16 protein-coding genes are annotated in these 16,929 nt (G+C 70.3%); 11 read left to right on the plus strand and 5 right to left on the minus strand.

Annotated elements, in window-relative coordinates; translation table 11 throughout:
* Positions 1 to 459 precede the first annotated feature (459 nt).
* Positions 460 to 2,148, plus strand: a complete 1,689-nt coding sequence (locus Aau02nite_RS43435; RefSeq protein WP_307857984.1) for an alpha/beta hydrolase — start codon at positions 460 to 462, stop codon at positions 2,146 to 2,148.
* An 88-nt stretch (positions 2,149 to 2,236) separates the two neighbouring features.
* On the opposite strand, the gene Aau02nite_RS43440 is transcribed toward Aau02nite_RS43435, so the two are convergent.
* Together Aau02nite_RS43440 and Aau02nite_RS43445 are read right to left on the minus strand one after the other, a co-directional pair.
* Positions 2,237 to 3,595: a hypothetical protein gene (locus Aau02nite_RS43440; RefSeq protein ID WP_246595883.1), complete on the minus strand. Its 1,359-nt coding sequence runs from the start codon at positions 3,593 to 3,595 to the stop codon at positions 2,237 to 2,239.
* On the minus strand, positions 3,595 to 4,641 hold the full coding sequence (locus tag Aau02nite_RS43445; protein WP_246595877.1) for an NAD-dependent epimerase/dehydratase family protein: 1,047 nt from the start codon (positions 4,639 to 4,641) through the stop codon (positions 3,595 to 3,597). The genes Aau02nite_RS43440 and Aau02nite_RS43445 overlap by 1 nt, the downstream gene beginning before the upstream one ends.
* A 132-nt stretch (positions 4,642 to 4,773) precedes the next feature.
* Here Aau02nite_RS43445 and Aau02nite_RS43450 point away from each other — a divergent pair, with 132 nt between their 5' ends.
* The 9 genes from Aau02nite_RS43450 (at position 4,774) to Aau02nite_RS43490 (ending at position 12,120) form a co-directional block, all read left to right on the plus strand.
* Positions 4,774 to 5,433 carry a glycosyltransferase family 2 protein gene (locus Aau02nite_RS43450; RefSeq protein WP_212994539.1) on the plus strand — a complete coding sequence of 220 codons (660 nt, stop codon included), beginning with the start codon at positions 4,774 to 4,776 and terminating at the stop codon, positions 5,431 to 5,433.
* Positions 5,430 to 6,044: a TIGR04282 family arsenosugar biosynthesis glycosyltransferase gene (locus Aau02nite_RS43455; RefSeq protein ID WP_212994540.1), complete on the plus strand. Its 615-nt coding sequence runs from the start codon at positions 5,430 to 5,432 to the stop codon at positions 6,042 to 6,044. Before Aau02nite_RS43450 ends, Aau02nite_RS43455 begins: the two co-directional genes overlap by 4 nt.
* On the plus strand, positions 6,041 to 6,709 hold the full coding sequence (locus Aau02nite_RS43460; protein WP_212994541.1) for a methyltransferase domain-containing protein: 669 nt from the start codon (positions 6,041 to 6,043) through the stop codon (positions 6,707 to 6,709). The genes Aau02nite_RS43455 and Aau02nite_RS43460 overlap by 4 nt, the downstream gene beginning before the upstream one ends.
* Positions 6,682 to 7,905 carry a molybdopterin-dependent oxidoreductase gene (locus tag Aau02nite_RS43465; RefSeq protein ID WP_246595878.1) on the plus strand — a complete coding sequence of 408 codons (1,224 nt, stop codon included), beginning with the start codon at positions 6,682 to 6,684 and terminating at the stop codon, positions 7,903 to 7,905. The genes Aau02nite_RS43460 and Aau02nite_RS43465 overlap by 28 nt, the downstream gene beginning before the upstream one ends.
* Positions 7,902 to 8,501 (plus strand): hypothetical protein, encoded by a 600-nt coding sequence (locus Aau02nite_RS43470; protein ID WP_212994542.1) that lies wholly within the window; start codon positions 7,902 to 7,904, stop codon positions 8,499 to 8,501. Before Aau02nite_RS43465 ends, Aau02nite_RS43470 begins: the two co-directional genes overlap by 4 nt.
* A gap of 167 nt (positions 8,502 to 8,668) precedes the next feature.
* Positions 8,669 to 9,388 (plus strand): response regulator transcription factor, encoded by a 720-nt coding sequence (locus Aau02nite_RS43475; RefSeq protein WP_212994543.1) that lies wholly within the window; start codon positions 8,669 to 8,671, stop codon positions 9,386 to 9,388.
* Positions 9,381 to 10,430: a sensor histidine kinase gene (locus Aau02nite_RS43480; protein WP_212994544.1), complete on the plus strand. Its 1,050-nt coding sequence runs from the start codon at positions 9,381 to 9,383 to the stop codon at positions 10,428 to 10,430. The genes Aau02nite_RS43475 and Aau02nite_RS43480 overlap by 8 nt, the downstream gene beginning before the upstream one ends.
* A 14-nt stretch (positions 10,431 to 10,444) precedes the next feature.
* Positions 10,445 to 10,963, plus strand: coding sequence for a hypothetical protein (locus tag Aau02nite_RS43485; RefSeq protein ID WP_212994545.1), 519 nt, complete (start codon positions 10,445 to 10,447; stop codon positions 10,961 to 10,963).
* Positions 10,960 to 12,120, plus strand: coding sequence for an MAB_1171c family putative transporter (locus Aau02nite_RS43490; RefSeq protein WP_212994546.1), 1,161 nt, complete (start codon positions 10,960 to 10,962; stop codon positions 12,118 to 12,120). Before Aau02nite_RS43485 ends, Aau02nite_RS43490 begins: the two co-directional genes overlap by 4 nt.
* Before the next feature lie 160 nt (positions 12,121 to 12,280).
* Here the strand turns inward: Aau02nite_RS43490 and Aau02nite_RS43495 are convergent, their stop codons facing one another.
* Positions 12,281 to 12,778 (minus strand): helix-turn-helix domain-containing protein, encoded by a 498-nt coding sequence (locus tag Aau02nite_RS43495; protein WP_246595879.1) that lies wholly within the window; start codon positions 12,776 to 12,778, stop codon positions 12,281 to 12,283.
* A gap of 129 nt (positions 12,779 to 12,907) precedes the next feature.
* Between Aau02nite_RS43495 and Aau02nite_RS43500 the strand changes: the two genes are divergently transcribed.
* Positions 12,908 to 14,119 carry a cytochrome P450 gene (locus Aau02nite_RS43500; protein ID WP_212994547.1) on the plus strand — a complete coding sequence of 404 codons (1,212 nt, stop codon included), beginning with the start codon at positions 12,908 to 12,910 and terminating at the stop codon, positions 14,117 to 14,119.
* Between the two features lie 1,023 nt (positions 14,120 to 15,142).
* On the opposite strand, the gene def is transcribed toward Aau02nite_RS43500, so the two are convergent.
* Together def and Aau02nite_RS43510 are read right to left on the minus strand one after the other, a co-directional pair.
* Positions 15,143 to 15,679 (minus strand): peptide deformylase, encoded by a 537-nt coding sequence (gene def / locus Aau02nite_RS43505; protein WP_212994548.1) that lies wholly within the window; start codon positions 15,677 to 15,679, stop codon positions 15,143 to 15,145.
* Between the two features lie 115 nt (positions 15,680 to 15,794).
* The gene (locus Aau02nite_RS43510; protein WP_212994549.1) at positions 15,795 to 16,910 is read right to left on the minus strand and encodes a M48 family metallopeptidase; all 1,116 of its coding nucleotides are present in this window, start codon (positions 16,908 to 16,910) and stop codon (positions 15,795 to 15,797) included.
* Between the last annotated feature and the right edge of the window lie 19 nt (positions 16,911 to 16,929).

Consider the following 16,929-nt stretch of genomic DNA (forward strand, 5'->3'; position numbering starts at 1 on the left):
TTCGGCCGCAGCGGGTTCGGCGGCGGCGGGTTCGGCGGCGGCGGGTTCGGCGGCCGCTGAAGCTAGCGCTCCGGCAGCCCGCCAGGTCACTGACGGCCAGGCCGGCCGTCGTGCTGCGGCCTGCCGGGCCGCGGCCGAAATCGACACGCGCGAGCAGATTTCCGCCGAACTATGAACTGCACGAACGATCCCCGCGCCATTAGCAAGCCTGAATAGACAACGGCCGAATATGAACTGGTGACTACCGGCCGGACCAACGGCAATCGGGCGCACACAAAGGTGGCATCGAGTTCCTACGATCCACCCGACCGCAGCACCCTCGCTGCGGTCACCGTCCGAAAGGCAGTTCGTATGCCCTCTTCTGCCAGTCGTTTGGCGATCGCCGGAATCACCGGCGTTGTCCTTGCAGCCGGTGCCGTGGTGCCCGCAGCGGCCGCCACCCCGTCCACAGTCGCCCCGGTGTCCGCCGTCCTCTCGGCTACGGCCAAGAAGGCCGCGACCACGAGCGCCAAGGAACGCAAGCGAGTCGACAGCGTCAAGACGCCCAAGCTGGGTTGGTACAAGTGTTATACGACAGCGGAGTGCGCCACCGTGCGCCTGCCGCTGGACTATGACAAGCCCAAGGGCCCGACGACCGAGATCGCGGTCCTGCGAGTCAAGGCCCGCGACCAGAAACGCAAGATCGGCAGCCTGTTCCTGAACCCCGGTGGTCCCGGCGGCTCGGGCACGTCCATCGCGCTCAACGCGCCGCTGTTCCTGAGCGACTCGGTGCTCGACCGCTTCGACATCGTCGGCGTCGACCCGCGAGGCATCGCCAGCAGCGAGAACGTCAAATGCTTCAAGTCCACGAAGGACCAGACCCAGGCGTACGCCGGCCTGAACGTCGCTTTCCCGTACGGCAAGGCGGAGGAGCAGGCGTACATCAAGTCGGCCAAGGCCGTGGCGAAGGGCTGCTCGACGACCGGCAAGAAGATCGCCGGCGCCATGTCGACCGCCGAGGTCGTGCGGGACATGGACGTGCTGCGTCGTGCCGTGGGCGACAAGAAGCTGACCTACCTGGGCTTCAGCTACGGCACCGCCATCGGCCAGTACTACGCCAACATGTTCCCGGACCGCTTCCGCGCGCTGGTCGTCGACGGTGTCATCGACCCGGTGTCGTGGACCGGCACCAGCAAGACGAAGAACCAGATCCAGGACGAGCGGATGCACTCGGCCGACGGCGCGTACAAGGCGCTGCGCGAGATCCTCAAGCGCTGCGACAAGGCCGGTGAGAAGTACTGCAGCTTCGCGGCCGGTGACCCGGTCAAGAACTTCGAGACGATCGCGCAGAAGCTGCGGGCGAAGCCGCTCGTCATCACCGACGAGTTCGGCACCTTCACGATCACCTACGCCGACTTCGTCGGCGGCGTCCTCGGCTCGCTCTACGACATGTACGCGGGCGAGGCCGTCACCGATCTGGCGTCCCAGCTGTGGACGCTGCTGGCCGCGCCTGCCGCGACCAACGCCGACAAGGCGACCGCTAAGAAGGCGGTCATCGAGCGGATCAAGGAAGCCCGCGACCGCAGGCCGGCTCGCGACTTCCCGTACAACAACGACTTCGAAGCCTTCAGCGGCGTGATGTGCACCGACGGTCTGCACCCGAAGGACGCGGCCTCCTGGCCGGCGGCGACGGCCAAGGCTGACAAGCGCGCTCCGTATTTCGGCCGCGCCTGGGCCTGGGGCAGCGTGCAGTGTGCCCGTAACTCGTGGACCGTCCGGGACGAGGACGCCTACACCGGCCCGTTCAACCGTCGCTCGGCGGCGCCGGTGCTGGTTGTCGGCAACTACTGGGACCCGGCCACGAATTACCAGGAGGCTGTCTCCTCGGCCAAGCTCCTGCCGAACAGCCGCCTGCTGTCCAGCACGAACTGGGGTCACACCGCCTACGGCACCTCGGCGTGCGCGACCACCGCGATCGACAACTACCTGCTCAAAGCCACGCTGCCCGCCAAGGGCAAGGTGTGTCAGGGTGACGTCCAGCCGTTCACCGAGCCGCTGGTGAGCCCGGACAAGCCCGAGGAGATGTCGACGATGCGCGCGGACCAGTCCAAGCAGCTGCCGCCGGTCGACGACCTGATTCCGGCGTCGGTTCTCAACGGCACCAGGTAATACCGCAGCGGCGCTGCCGCCGGCTGCCGGCTCTTCGGAGCTGCCAGCCGACCGGCAGCGCCGCACCGCGGCCATCATCACGGACCTCCTACCAGCTCGTGAGAAGCAAGTGATTGACCAGGAGCGCCGTCAAGGCCTGCACGACGAGCCAGCCACGGCGACTCCGCAGCGGCAGTAGCGCAGCACCGGCGGCGAACCAGACCGCGAAGGGCAGCCAGATCCGCTCGACCTCGGCCTTACTGAGCCCTGACAAGTCAGCGGCGACGACGGCCACCAGAGCAGCGATCGGAAGCAGCCGCTCCGCAGTGACCGGCCGAGCGAGGACCGCACGCCGCAGGATGGGTGCCACCGCCAGGCCCGCCGAAGCCGACAGCGCCGCGAGATTCGCCCAGACCCAGTAGCCGTACGAGCGGTCGCTCGCCACACCCTGGTAGTACCTCTCCACCACAAGGTGGTAGCCGTCCCACCACCAGAAGCCGGATGCGGTGAAGAGAGCGACGACCACCCCACCGCCGAGCGCCGCGAGAACAAGCGGCCGCCAACGGCGGGCCAGGAAGACGACAGCCAGCACGATCGGGGCCAGCAGCGCGAGACCGTACGAAAGATAGAGCGCGAACGCCAGCAGAACGCCACCGATGAACGCGGCCACCGGCGCGCGCCGGGTCAGCCCCCGCGCCAGCAGCATCACTCCCACCGCGGCCACCCCGGCGAACAAACCGTCGGCGGAGGCGCCCACCCACACCGCTCCCGGAAACAACACGGCGAACGGCACAGCGGCCCGGGCGGCCTCCGTGGCCTCGGAATGCCTGACGGCGGCCAATAGACGCACTGTTTCCGGCACTGCCACCGCCGCGGCCGCACCGACCAGCACGCAAACGACGGCTGCCCATCCCCCGCCGCCGAGCCCGATGCGGTCCAGCCCGACGAAGACGAGAAGCGCGCCCGGCGGATGTCCCGAGACGTGGGTGGTCCAGGATTCCGGCTGGAAGTCGAGGATCCGAGCCGCGAACCCCCGCACCATCTCCGATACGTCAGTGACACCGGACACCTCGTGCAGATACTCCGGCTCGGTGGTGAGGCGACCCGCGAGCCCTCGCTGCCAGCCGTCCACGAGCGCCAGACTCAGCGTCCAGGCGACCGCCGTGCCGTACGCCGCAGCGAGCAGAGAACGCCACGACAACCGTGCAGCCAGCGCCTGCCCGTGCCACACGACGAGGCCGGCGACCGTCAGCGCCAACGGCGTCCCCGGGCCCAGGTGTGGCAACCAGTGGGCGTAGAAGGGCGCGGCGCTCGCCTGCACCGGACGACCCGCCAGATACAGCAGGCCGCCTACCAGGGCCGCGACGCCGATCAGAGCCAGAGCCACCAGAGCCGCTACGATGTCCGCCCGCGAAGCGCTGGACAGCCACCCTCGCGCGCGGGATACCCGGATGCGCTGCAGGGTCATCACGCCCGCAACTCCGCGGCGGCGAAGTCAGCCATCCCGGTCCGCAGGTCGATTCCGGCGGAGAAGCCCAGCTCCCTGGCTGCCCGGTCGGGAGACGCGACGACGTGCCGGACGTCGCCGAGCCGAAACTCCCCGGTCACCACCGGGGCGGGACCGGCCATCACGTCGGCCAACGCCCGCGCCATGTCTCCCACCGTCGCCGGTCGCCCGGACGCGATGTTGTACGCCGAGAAGCCCGGGGTCCCGGTCGCTTCGAGAGCCGCCACGTTGGCCCGGGCCACGTCGGTGACGTGCACGAAGTCGCGGCGCTGTCTGCCGTCCTCGAAGACCCGCGGTGCGCGGCCGGCCTCCAGGGCCGAGCGGAAGATCGCTGCCACTCCGCTGTAGGGGGTGTCGCGGGGCATTCCCGGCCCGTACACGTTGTGGTAGCGCAACGCGACCACCGAACCGCCGCTCTGCCGCGCCCAGGCCGCTGAGAGGTGCTCCTGGGCGAGCTTGGTCGCCGCGTACACACTGCGTGGCTCGAGTCTCGCGTCCTCGCCGATGGTGACCGGGACCAGCGGAACCCGGCACACGGGGCACGGCGGCTCGAACTGGCCGGCCTCGAGATCCACGGTGGTGCGTACCGGCGGGCGCTGCGGCCCGTGATCCGGGCAGGCGTACGAGCCCTCGCCGTAGACGACCATGGAGCTGGCCAGCACGAGGCGACGCACCTGCGCCTGCGCCATCTCGGCAAGCAAGACGGCGGTGGCGAGGTCGTTGCTGCCGACGTAGTCCGGGAGGTCCGCGAGGTCCACGCCCATGCCGACCATGGCAGCCTGATGCACGACGACGTCCACGCCTCGAAGCGCATCGACGACGGCGTCGCGGTCGCGGAGATCCGCGATCCGGACGGTGGCCCCCGCAACGGTCGCCGGTAGTGGCTCCCGGTGCGCCGCGGGATGGCCGCTGTCCAGGATGGTCACCGAGTGGCCCGCCGCGAGCAGCGCAGCGGTCACGTGGGTTCCGATGAAGCCGGCGCCGCCGGTCACAAGCACATGGGTCACGGCGGCCACGTTAGGCCCGCGCGACGGGCTGCGGGGTGGTTCGGCCCGAGGCGTCAGCGGTTCGTAAGAACTGCCCTGGACGTCACGATCTCGTAAGGGTTTCCGCAGCTCTTCCCTCGCTAGTTTGCGGACATGACCGATGTGGTGCTGCCCTGCCTGAACGAAGCGCCCGCCCTGCCGTGGCTGCTCACCCGGCTACCTCCGGGCTACCGGGCGATCGTCGCCGACAACGGCTCGACGGATGGTTCGGCGGATGTCGCACGCGCCCATGGCGCCGAGGTGGTCTCCGTCCCCGAGCCCGGTTACGGCGCCGCCGTGCACGCCGGGCTCCTGGCAACGGACCCGGCCGACGGGGTCGTCTGCATGCTGGATGCCGACGGCTCGTTCGATCCCGCCGACCTGCCCCGGCTGGCCGACCCTGTCCGTGCGGGCACCGCGGAGCTGGTCGTCGGCCGACGTCGGCCGACGACCCGGAACGCGTGGCCGGCGCACGCCCGGCTCGGCAACGCCGTCCTGTCACATCGCCTGCGCCGCACCACCGGGTTGGCCGTGCACGACATCGGTCCGGTTCGTGCCGCGCGCAGAGCCGATCTGCTGGCGCTCGGCTTGCGTGACCGCCGTTTCGGCTACCCCCTCGAGCTGCTGATCGCGGCGGGCCGGGCCGGCTGGCGCGTCGTCGAGATCGACATCGCCTACCACCCGCGCGCCGCGGGCACCCGGTCCAAGGTCACCGGGACCGTCCGGGGCACCGCACGCGCGATCCGGGACATGAGTGCGGTGCTGGCCCGATGACCCGGATTCTCGTCCTGGCGAAGACACCTGTTCCCGGCCGGGTGAAGACGCGACTCTGCCCGCCATGGACGCACGAGCAGGCCGCCGCAGTGGCAGCAGCCGCACTGAACGACACGCTGGAGACCGTGGGCGCGGGAGTGCTGGTGGTGGACGGCGACCACCCCGCACCAACCGGCTGGGACCGGATCGCCCAGCGTGGTGATCAGCTACCGTCCCGGCTGGCCAACGCCTTCGCCGACGCCGGAGCGGGTCCCGCGGTGCTGATCGGCATGGATACCCCGCAAGTGACGCGCGGCCTGCTCGCCGATGCCGCCGCACGGCTCGCGAATGTGGACGCCGTGCTGGGCCGGGCCGAGGACGGCGGGTGGTGGGCACTCGGGTTGCGTGACCCCGCCCATGCCGCGATGCTGCGCGCGATTCCCACCTCGCGTGCTGACACCGGCGCCCGCACGCTTCGGGCGCTTCAAGACCTGGGCCTGCGCGTGGGTCTCCTGCCGGTCCTCCGCGACGTCGACACAGTCGGGGATGCCCGGGCGGTCGCTGCTCTGTGCCCCGATGAGAGTCAGTTCCGGCGTGTCGTGACCACGCTTGATGCAGGGGTGCCGGCATGACCACCACGACCGTTGCCGGCCTCGGGATCCTTGATGTCTACGAGGAGGCGTTGCGCCGAGCCGAGGCCGGCGAGAGTGCCGAGCTCGTCCTGCGCAGCCCGCACGGCACCGAGCGGATCATCGACGCGGCGTCCTGGTGCCGGGCCCGCATCCCCGGCGATTCCGGCCTGCTCAGGCGCTGTTCCGGCCCGACACTCGACATCGGCTGCGGCCCCGGCCGCCTGATCAACGCACTGAACCGCTGGGGTTGTCCCGCTCTCGGCGTCGACATCAGCGCTACCGCTGTTCGCATCGCTCGGGCGCGGGGAGCGACAGTCCTGCGGCGAGACGTCTTCGGGCAGCTGCCGGGACACGGCCGCTGGCGACATCTGCTGCTGGCCGACGGAAACATCGGTATCGGGGGTGATCCGGTGACGCTGCTACGCCGCTGCCGGGAGCTGCTCGGCGCCGATGGGCGCCTGCATGCCGAGCTCTCGGCCGCTGGCACTCGCAGCTGGGCCGGCGCGGCGAGCATCCGCGCCGCCGGCGACCCGGCTGCCGCGACGTTCCGATGGGCGGAAGTGGCGCCGGAAGATCTGGCTGCCCTCGCCGAAGTCTCCGCGCTGCGGGTGACTGAGACCTGGAGGGAGGCAGGACGATGGTTCGCGACCCTCGCCCCGGTCTGACCTCGATGCGACTGCCCAATCTGCTCCGGCAGCCACTCCCTTCGCCTCCGGAGGTGCTACGCCGCGGCCCGTTGCAGGAAGGTGCGTTCCCCTCACCCCTGAGGTCGACGCGACTGACCAGTCAGCTCGGGATCGCCCTCGCGGTCGCCTTCACCATCTGCTTCCTGACCGGGCTGATCAGCCACTTCATCCAGCACCCACCGTCCTGGTTCTGGTGGCCGTCACGCCCCGTCGGGCTGTACAGGTTCACTCAGGGTCTGCACGTGATCACCGGGCTGGCGTCCATCCCCCTGCTGGGAGCGAAGCTCTGGTCCGTCTACCCCCGGCTCTTCGAGTGGCCACCAGCTCGGAGCATCGCGCACGCCATCGAGCGCGGAAGTATCGCGGTCCTCGTCGCTTCTGCTCTGTTCCAGCTGATCGGCGGTGTGCTCAACATCGCCCACTGGTACGGACCCCTGCCGTTCTTCTTCACGACCGGCCACTACTGGGTGGCGTGGCTGACCGTCGGTGCGCTGCTGGTGCACATCGGCGTCAAGCTTCCGGTCGTCCGTGAGGCCTTCGCCCGGCCCGTTCCCGACGTACGTGGTCGAGGACTCAGCCGGCGGGGACTGCTCGGCACAGTCGGTGCCGCGGCCGGCGTGATCACCATCGCTACGGCGGGACAAACCGTTCCCCCGCTGGCGTCGGTCTCCGTGCTGGCGCCGCGACGGCCCACGTCCGGCCCTCAGCACCTTCCGGTCAACAAGACGGCGGCCGGTGCCGGCGTACGGGACCGTGCCCTGGACCCGGCGTATCGACTGGTGGTCGCGGGTCCGACCGGCGAAGTCAGCCTCTCCCTGGACGACCTCGCGGCGCTGGCACAGCACACAGCCGTCCTGCCGATCGCGTGCGTGGAGGGCTGGAGCGCAACGGGCACCTGGACCGGAGTACGGCTCCGGGATCTCATGGCCCTCACCGGCGGCGATCCGGATACCGCATCCGCCGAGGTGGAGTCGCTGGAGCAGGGCGGCCGGTACCGGACGTCGATCGTCGCGTCTCCGCACGTGCGGGACCCCTGGACCCTGATCGCGCTACGGCTCAACGGTGCCCCACTGCATCTCGACCACGGATATCCGGCGAGGCTCATCGCCCCGAACCGACCCGGGGTGCTGCAGACCAAATGGATCGCCCGGATCACCGTTCGGGAGGCGTCATGAGGGGCGCGCTGATCGCGGTGGGCGCCATCCTGATGGGGTACGCGCTGCTCGGTGCGGTTACAGATCCGGATCTCAAGCCCGGCGGCGTCCTGCTCTTCCTGGCTGCGGTTCTCGTGGCGCACGACGCTGTCCTCCTGCCGGTAACGATGGCCGGAGGCGCGCTCCTCGGGCGGTTCGCCCCGCGCTGGGCCCTGCCCAGCATCCGGGCGGCGGGGATCGTCAGCGTCGCCGTGGGGGTGGTGAGTCTCCCGCTCGTGCTCGGCTACGGCCGGTCCGCCGACAACCCGTCGATCCTCCCCCTCGCCTATGGTCGGGGTCTGCTCCTGGTCCTTGCCACGACATGGGCCGCCGCGCTTGCCGCCGCGGTGCTCGTGCGCCGCCGCGCCGAGCCCACCGCGGACTCACCCGCGCTCAGGTCGAAGCCGGCCGAAAGCTCGCGTCCGCTGCCAGCCCCATCGACGGAAAAGCAGCCACGCCCATCGACGGGAGCGATGCCACCCCCGTCGACGGAAGAACAGCCACGCCCATCGACGGGAGGGACGCCACCCCCGTCGACGGAAGAACAGCCACCCTCATCGAGGGAGGGACAGCGATGACTGACGCCGACCGCGAGCGATCCCGCCTCCCGGCAAATCGGACGCGGACCGGAAGGGGCATCGTGACCGGCTCCCACGCCGAGCCGGCTCAACCCCTGCGGCCACAGCCACGACCGGCATCCCGCGGCAACACCGTAAGAGGATTGCAAGGTCTCTCGGCGCCCCGCATGGGTAGCGTCGCAGCCGTGAGCCACCGCGTACTCGTCGTCGATGACGACCCGACCGTCAGCGACGTCGTTCGCCGCTACCTCGAGCAGGAAGGCTGCCAGGTCCGGCTCGTCGGCGACGGCCTTGCCGCCCTCGCCGCCGTGGAGACCGAGATGCCCGACATCGTGGTCCTCGATCTCATGATGCCCGGCATCGACGGCCTCGAGGTCTGCCGGCGCCTGCGCCGAGGGGCACCCGACCTACCTGTCGTGATGCTGACGGCGTTGGGCGAGGAGTCCGACCGGGTGCTGGGCCTCGAGGTCGGCGCCGATGACTACGTCACCAAGCCGTTCTCGCCCCGTGAGCTTGTGTTGCGCATCCGCTCGGTGCTGCGCCGGACGGTGGCACCTGTTCCTCCGGCCGCCTCGGCGACTGTCGTCGACGGCGACCTGACCGCCGACACCGGGCGCAGGATCGCTCGCCTCGGTGGCGAGATCCTGCCGTTGACCACGCGGGAGTTCGACCTGCTGGAGTTCCTCATGCGTCATCCCGCTCGCGCCTGGTCGCGGGCCGAGCTGCTCGACAAGGTGTGGGGCTGGCAGTTCGGCGACCACTCGACGGTGACGGTCCACGTGCGGCGGCTGCGGGAGAAGATCGAGGCTGACCCGGCTTCTCCGCGGCGCATCCTCACCGCTTGGGGCGTCGGCTACCGCTACGAGAGGGTGTCCGGCGATGTCTGATCTGGTCCTGATCGGTGTCTACGCTCTCGGTGCCGGCGCTGTCGTCGGGGTGGTCGGTGAGGTGGCTCTGCGGCTGCTGCGGAAGCGGTCGATCATTCTGCACGTCTGCGTGCTGTTGACGATCACCGTCGCGTCTGTCGTCGCCGGCGTCGCCGCCGTTGCCCACGCCATGTTCCTTTCGGCGCATGACCTCCAGGTCGTCCTGATCACCGTGGGCGCCTCGGCCGCGGTCAGTCTGGGAGTGGGCGCCACCTTCGGGCACCGGCTCGCCACCGCCTCGGTGTGGGCCACCCAGGCCCGCGAACGGGAACGCCAGTTGGAAGCCGGCCGGCGCGACCTGGTGGCCTGGGTGTCGCACGACCTGCGCACCCCGCTCGCCGGTCTGCGGGCGATGGCCGAGGCTCTCGAGGACAACATCGTCCAGGACCCGGCGACCGTGGCGGAGTATCACCGGCGGATCCGCATCGAGACGGACCGGATGGCCTATCTCGTGGACGACCTGTTCGAGCTGTCCCGGATCAACGCCGGCGCATTGCGGCTGGCGCTGTCCAGCGTGCCTCTCGGCGATGTGGTCTCGGATGCCATCGCCACCACCGCACCGCTCGCCGCTATGCGGGGAGTGCGGATCCTCGCCCGTGAGTCCGGCTGGCCGATCGTGACGGCGGGCGAACCGGAGCTGAGCCGGGTGGTGGCCAACCTGCTGGTCAACTCGGTGCGCTACACCCCGCCCGACGGCACCGTGGTGGTCGACGCCGGGGCCGAGCGCGGCGAGGTCTGGCTGGCCGTGTCCGACACCTGCGGCGGCATCCCCGAGGCTGACCTGCCCCGGGTCTTCGACGTTGCTTTCCGCGGCGAGCGTTCCCGGACACCCCAGCCTCAGGACGGTGGTCCGGGCAACGCGGCGGCCGGCGGAGGTCTCGGCCTGGCCATCGTGCGAGGGCTGGTCGAGGCGCACGGTGGACATGTCGGCGTGCGCAACACCGATAACGGCTGTCGGTTCGAAGTACGGATACCTGCGAGTAGCCTGGGCAGTCGGACCTAGACCGGGGGGAACAGGTGAGCCGGCTGCGTCGGCGCTGCGAGCGCCGCCTCGAGAACATTTCCATTCCGAATCCGTTCGATCTGGACATTTTCTGCGCGGTGATGGCCGCTCATCGGGGACGCACGCTCTCCCTGCGGCCGATGCCGGGGCTCAGCGCGGGCGCACCGTGCGGGTTGTGGATCTCCGTCCAGAGCGCGGACTACGTGTTCTACGACCCCGAGACGTCGCGACTGCACGCCGAGCACATTGTTTTGCATGAGTTGAGTCACATGCTCAGCGGCCACACCACCGGCATCAACGCCGGCCGCGACGGTGGCAGCAGCGTGGCTGGTGGCATCGGCCGGCTGGTGCCCGACCTCGACCCTCGGACGATCGACACCATCCTCGGCCGCACCAGCTACACCACCGCCCAGGAGCGCGAGGCCGAGATGCTGGCTTCGCTGATCCGGGCCCGCTCAGCCCTCGGCGCGGCAGCTGGCCCCCGGCCCCGGGACACGCTGGGCCGGGTCGCCGACGTCCTGAATCCCTCTTGAACGGCGCCCTCACCGGCATCGTCCTCACGCTGCTGTGGGGCACGGTCGTGGCGCGCCTGCCCACTCTCTGGCGCGACGCTCAGCAACGAGCCGTATGGGCGACGCTGTTGTCGCTGTCCCTGGCGAAAACGGTGGCGACGTCCGGAGTCAGCGAGACGATCGACGAGTGGGTCCCGCAATCGCAGATCATTCCCCACGTGCTCGCCGTGGCCAGTGCGTTCTTTCTGCTGCGCTTCGTCTCCCTGATCACCGACTACGACACGAAGCACCGGCACGCGGCCCACTATCAGCTCCTGGTCGCCGCCTCGGTCCTTGCCGGGCTGATGATCCTGACCATCGTGACGCCCGGCGGCATCAGGACCACGGCCGCCGAGGTGGCGAGTACGGCCATACCACCGACAGCAGCGGCCTACTGGGTGGTACTCAACGGATACCTGGGCACAGTCCTCGCCATCACCACGGCGTTGTTCTGGCGCACCGGCCGCTCGGCCCCGGCCGGCCCGCTGCGCAACGGACTGCGTGCGATGGCGACCGGCACCTCCCTCGTCGTCCTGTACGCGGTGCTGAAAACCGCGGCGATCCTCGCGCACGCCTTCGGTGTGGCGATGCCGGTCGAGCGGGCCGAGCCGGCGGCCAACGCCCTGCGCACCATCGGGATCATCATCTGCCTCGTCGGCGTGTCCGTGCCCGCCAGCGGCAAACTGCGCTCCGTCGTCTACGCCTACCGCTCGCTCTGGGCGTTACGTCCACTGTGGGGTGTGATGCGCCGGACGTTCCCCGACGTCATTCTCTTCCCCCGGCGGCGGGCGCTGGTCGAACTGGCCGGGGTGGATGAGGTCCAGTTGCGGCTCTACCGCCGGGTGATCGAGATCCGGGACGGCATGCTCACTCTGCGGGATTACCTGCCGGCGGGTGCGCTCGCCGAGGCACGGGAGTACGTCGGCGACGACCCGGCCCTGGTCGAGGCCTGCGGCATCGCCCTGGCATTGCGACGGCATCGCTGCGGTGCGGCGCCGACTGAGAACGGGGACCGCTGGGCGGACATCGGCGGCGAACTCGCCGACGAGGTGGCCTGGCTCAGCGCCGTCAGCGCCGCCTTCCGCCGCGACGAACCGGCAGCCTTCGCCGCCCGCCGAACCGAAACCGCAGCCCTCTGAAACTCGAACCGCAAACCAGGAGTAGGCCGCGCACGGAACCGGGCGGTCAGGTGCGTGGAGGGAACGGTAGTCGAGGCGCCGGGACTAGGCGGTCCACACATGCGGTCCTCTGACAACCGGAACCCCCGGCGACAACTCCGACAAGCAGGCCTGCAGCCCCTCAGGCCTCAGGCTTGCCTCGGTCGCGTTCCAGCTCCCACACCTTCCGGACCAGCTCGCCGATCGTGTCGCGGCTGCTCGGCGACACGTCAGCCGCCCGCAGTGCGATCTCTTTCACCTTGGCGTCGCGCAGCGTGCCGAGCAGGGCCAGCTGACTGTCGATCTTCCTGGCCTCGTCATCGTCCAGGAAGTACGCGACCGGGACGCCGAAGAAAGTGGCCAAACCCTTCAGGTGCTGCACCGTCGGATTGGTGCGGCGGCCGGTGCGCAGCTGCCAGATGTACGTGTGGGAGATCTGGATGCCCTGCTGCGCCCGGATGGCCTCGGCCACCGCCATGTAACTGATCTCACCCTGGCCGGCGGACCGGACCTGGGTGAAGAGGCGGTCCAGTTTTTCGGCGATGGAGAACTCGCTGGGCACCGCACTCCCCTCGTCGCCGGGCCAAGATGGGACATGCGGATCATACCGACGAAAACCGGTCGCTGCATCGACGCCCATGAGCAGCCTAGGCTGCACATCCCCCGATGTAGGGGCGTCGCTGAACGACCGTAAACTCAGATTGATGACGCTCGGGCCGAGCGTAAACGATGCACCCCGCCCGCTCAAGCCACCGGTATCCTTTTCACCGTGACGGACATTGTGGAGAGTCCAGAAGTATCGATGTTGTTGGATGAGCTGACCCGCCTGACCGGCCGCGAGGATCCGTACCCCCGCTATCAGCGACTCCGCGAGATCTCCCCCGTCGTCCGCGCCGACGACGGCGCGCTCGTCGTCACCCGGCACGCCGACTGCGTCGCGGTCACCCGGCACCCGCAGCTCGGGCACATGCCGTCACACATGCTGGAGTTCGTGCGCGCCGACTGGGCCGACCACCCCGCGCTGCACCAGCTCTTCACCAGCATCCTGGCGATCAACCCGCCGGACCACACCCGGCTGCGCCGGCTGGTCAGTTCCTCCTTCACCGCCCGCCGGGTCCAGGCGCTGCAGCCGCGGATCTCCGAGATGGTCGAGGATCTTCTGGTACGCATGAACGGCGACGTCGACTTCATCGCGGCGTTCGCGTTCCCGCTCCCCGTCAACGTCATCGGCGAGCTGCTCGGCATCCCCGAAGAGGACCGCGCGCAGTTCCAGGGGCTGGTCCGGGACTGGACCCAGGTGCTCGAGGTGATCACCCCGGAGGTGCTGGCCACCGCGGATCCGGCGGCGGCCACCATTCGGGCGTATCTCGCCGGCCTGGCTGCGGAGCGCCGCCGCAAGCCGGGCGACGACCTGATCAGTGCGCTGGTGGCAGCCGAGGAGGACGGCGAAAAACTCACCGAGGACGAGCTGCTCACGATGGCGGCGCTGCTGTTCGCGGCCGGCTTCGAGACCACCACCAACCTGCTGGCGAACAGCGTCGTCGCCCTGCTGCACCACCCCGACCAGCTGGAATCGCTGCGCCGGGAGCCCGGACTGGCGGCTTCGGCGGTCGAGGAGCTGCTGCGCTTCGACGCCCCGGTCCAGCTGCTCAGCCGGGTGGCGTGGGACGACGTGGAGATCGCAGGCGTGCCGGTGTCGGGCGGCGAACGGATCGTGGCCTACCTGGGGGCGGGCAACCGCGACCCGGAACGCTTCACCGAACCGGACCGGCTCGACCTCACCCGCGCGGACAACGCACCCCTGTCCTTCGGCGGCGGCATCCACTACTGCTTCGGCGCGCCGCTGGCCCGCCTCGAAGCGCAGATCGCCATCCCGGCGCTGCTCACCCGCTTCCCGAATCTCGCCCTCACCGGCAACCCGGGCCGCCGCGACAGCCTGGCGATCCGCGGCTACACCAGCCTGCCGATCTCCGTCGGCTGAGAGCGGCGTCGGCCGCCTGATCAGGTACGCGCGGACGGACGCCGCCCCGCCGAGCGCAACGGGGTCTCGGAGGACCCTGGGCCGGGCCATGGTGAAGGCGGACGGACATCGGCTGGGCGAGCGAGACGGCCGATCCCGTCATATCGCTGGCTTCTCCCGGCCGAGCCCGAAAACAGCTGGGCAGGCGTGAAGGCGACTGGGCGGTCGGCCCGGGGTGGCGTGTAGGTGGTCGGGCGGCCGACTCGGGCCCGAAGAAAAGGAAGCGGCGGCCAGCCCAAGGTTAGGCGGCCCGGACGGGCGCGAAGCGGGCCGGGCCAGACCCGGACGGGCCGGACCGGGGCCGAACCGGGAAGAGCCGGGCCGTGCTCGGCTAGGCCACAGAGGCCGGACCCGGACAAGCCGGGCTGAACCGAGCCGCACAAGCCGACCGAACTGGATCGCGTAGCAGGAGCCCGGCTGGACTGGATCGGGTGCACGAGCCGGGCCGGGGCGGATCGGGACGACCCGGACCAGCGTCCGGAAGCCGCTCACCCGCAGAAGGCACGCGGAGCGTCCACACCGGCTTTAGCACAACACCGGCACTGAACACAACGGCCGGCCCACGGCCATGATCACTCCGCCGGCACCCGGCCACGACCCCCGAAGGGCCGGAAATAGGAGCGCCGCTGCGAATTCCACGGGGGAAGAACTCGCAACGGCGTCGTAGGAAAGAGTATCGACCGCGGCGGTTATTGTCCATCCGTACCGTCGATCATCGCCGAATGGCCGAATCTCCGATGGCCCACTCTCCGGTCAGCAGGACCGGGTCGGCGGAAGCGGCGGCCCGCCGGGCCGTCGCGACGGCCGCGGCCTCCGGTCGGCGGACGCCGGCCCGCCGCCCGGACCACACCCGCCCCGGCTCGGCCGATTCCGGCGGATCGACGCGCATGATCAGCGGCCGGATCAGCCGCTTCACCAGCGATCTACCAGCATGAATGCGCCGCGACCGCGGAGCAGGACGGTGGGCCGACAACGGCTACCGGGCTACTCGGTGACCCCCACGCTCGGCGCCTCCGCACTCTCCGCGAGCAGCCGCTTACGCTTCTTTCCCGGCAGCCGGTCGACGTAGAGCAGGCCGTCGAGGTGATCGGTCTCGTGCTGCAGGCAGCGGGCCAGCAACCCGGTCCCGTCGATGCGCACCGGCCGGCCGGTCATGTCGACGCCCGTCACGTAGGCGGTGGCGGGCCGGCCGACGTCCGCGCGGACGCCCGGCACCGACAGGCAGCCTTCGCTGTCGATCTCCAGGTCGCGGGCGTCGGGCACGTGCAGGACCGGGTTGACCACGTGGGCCACCACGTTCGTGCCGGTCGCGTCGGGGCAGTCGACGACGAAGATGCGGGCGTCGACACCGATCTGGTTCGCCGCCAGGCCCACCCCTTCGGCCGCGGCCATCGAGGCGAACATGTCGGCGACGAGCTGCTGCAGCTCCTCGTCGAACACGGTCACGTCGGCGCATCGCCGATGCAGGACGGGGTTCCCGTAGCGGGTGATGGGTCGTGGGGTTCCGGCACGCGTCTGCACGGCTCGATTTTATGACGGCCCCGCACAGGCGGACGTCCGCTTGCGCGAGGGACCGCCCGCGCCGGGGGTGGGGTACCGGAGGCGCGGGCGGTCCCGGTCCACGAGGACCGGCGGGTCAGACCGGCGGGGTGTCGCCGGCCGGCGGGTCGGCGGGACGGCTCTCGCGGCGCGCCGCCCGGCCGGCCGCGTCCGCCGCCGTGCTCGCCCACGCCCGGGCCTTGCCCGCCTGGGTGCCGGCCCAGTCGCCGAGGTCCGCCGCTCCGCCGGTCACCCGGCGGGCCAGCGTCACCAGCGGGTCCTGGGAGTTCTCGAACGACTCGCGGTAGTGGCTCGCCGCCGCCTTCACGTCGCCGGTCACCGAGGCGTTGCCGTCGGAGTCGCGGCGCGGGTAGTCGCCGCCGATGATGCGGCTGTACTCGCCCGAGTCGACCCAGCGGCGCAGTTCCGCCGCGCGGGCAACCGGGACCGGGTGGCTGCTCCACGCCGTCATGCTGATCTTGTGGATGCTGTCCCGCAGGTCGCCGCCGCCCTGGTACTCGGCCGCCTGCTCCAGGAACGCCGCCGTGTCGATCTGGGAGAGGTCGCCGCCGCCGGCCAGTTTCATCAGCAGGCGGATCGACGCGGCCGGGTCCTGGCCGGCGAGCAGGCCCGCGCGGTCGGCCGACAGTTCCGCCTTGCGCCACCACTCGTACATCGCCGCGATGATGGCGCGCAGGGCGATCGCGCCGATCGGGAGCCAGCTGACGTTGGTCGCCCACTTGGTCAGGATCATCATGATCGTCTTGTAGACGGCGTGGCCGCTGCGCACGTGGCCGATCTCGTGGCCCAGCAGGGCGCGCAGCTCGTCGTCGTCCAGCTTCTCGACGGCCGCGGTCGTGATCACGATGAACGGCTTGTCCATGCCGATCGCCTGGCCGTGGATCATCGGTGACTGGCTGACGAACAGCTCCGGCAGCTCGGCCACGTCGAGGGTGGTCGCCGCCTCGGTGAAGCGCTGGTACACCCGGGGGTACTGGCGGTGGTCGACCCGGATCGAGCCGGCCAGGTACTGCAGGCGGAAGCCGCGTTCGTTCCACATGCCGAAGAACGCCTTCACCACGTCGTCGAAGCCGCGCAGTTCACGCAGGGCGGTGAGGGCGCCCCGGTCGGCGGGATGTTCCCACGCCCGGGAGCTGATGTCGGTCAGCGTGACCCGCTGCCGGGCCGGCCGATTCTCGTCGTCGATCGTCATGGTGGTCCTTCCGCGCCTC

The sequence above is a fragment of the Actinoplanes auranticolor genome (genome assembly GCF_018332655.1).
Lineage (GTDB): Bacteria > Actinomycetota > Actinomycetes > Mycobacteriales > Micromonosporaceae > Actinoplanes > Actinoplanes auranticolor.

What these genes read in the sequence shown, in the direction of transcription:
- Aau02nite_RS43480 (WP_212994544.1), top strand. Translation starts at nt 9,381, where the DNA reads ATGTCTGATCTGGTCCTGATCGGTGTCTACGCTCTCGGTGCCGGCGCT.
- Aau02nite_RS43460 (WP_212994541.1), top strand. Translation starts at nt 6,041, where the DNA reads ATGACCACCACGACCGTTGCCGGCCTCGGGATCCTTGATGTCTACGAG.
- Aau02nite_RS43465 (WP_246595878.1), top strand. Translation starts at nt 6,682, where the DNA reads ATGGTTCGCGACCCTCGCCCCGGTCTGACCTCGATGCGACTGCCCAAT.
- Aau02nite_RS43450 (WP_212994539.1), top strand. Translation starts at nt 4,774, where the DNA reads ATGACCGATGTGGTGCTGCCCTGCCTGAACGAAGCGCCCGCCCTGCCG.
- Aau02nite_RS43455 (WP_212994540.1), top strand. Translation starts at nt 5,430, where the DNA reads ATGACCCGGATTCTCGTCCTGGCGAAGACACCTGTTCCCGGCCGGGTG.
- Aau02nite_RS43440 (WP_246595883.1), bottom strand. Translation starts at nt 3,595, where the DNA reads ATGACCCTGCAGCGCATCCGGGTATCCCGCGCGCGAGGGTGGCTGTCC.
- Aau02nite_RS43495 (WP_246595879.1), bottom strand. Translation starts at nt 12,778, where the DNA reads ATGGGCGTCGATGCAGCGACCGGTTTTCGTCGGTATGATCCGCATGTC.
- Aau02nite_RS43475 (WP_212994543.1), top strand. Translation starts at nt 8,669, where the DNA reads ATGGGTAGCGTCGCAGCCGTGAGCCACCGCGTACTCGTCGTCGATGAC.
- Aau02nite_RS43470 (WP_212994542.1), top strand. Translation starts at nt 7,902, where the DNA reads ATGAGGGGCGCGCTGATCGCGGTGGGCGCCATCCTGATGGGGTACGCG.
- Aau02nite_RS43510 (WP_212994549.1), bottom strand. Translation starts at nt 16,910, where the DNA reads ATGACGATCGACGACGAGAATCGGCCGGCCCGGCAGCGGGTCACGCTG.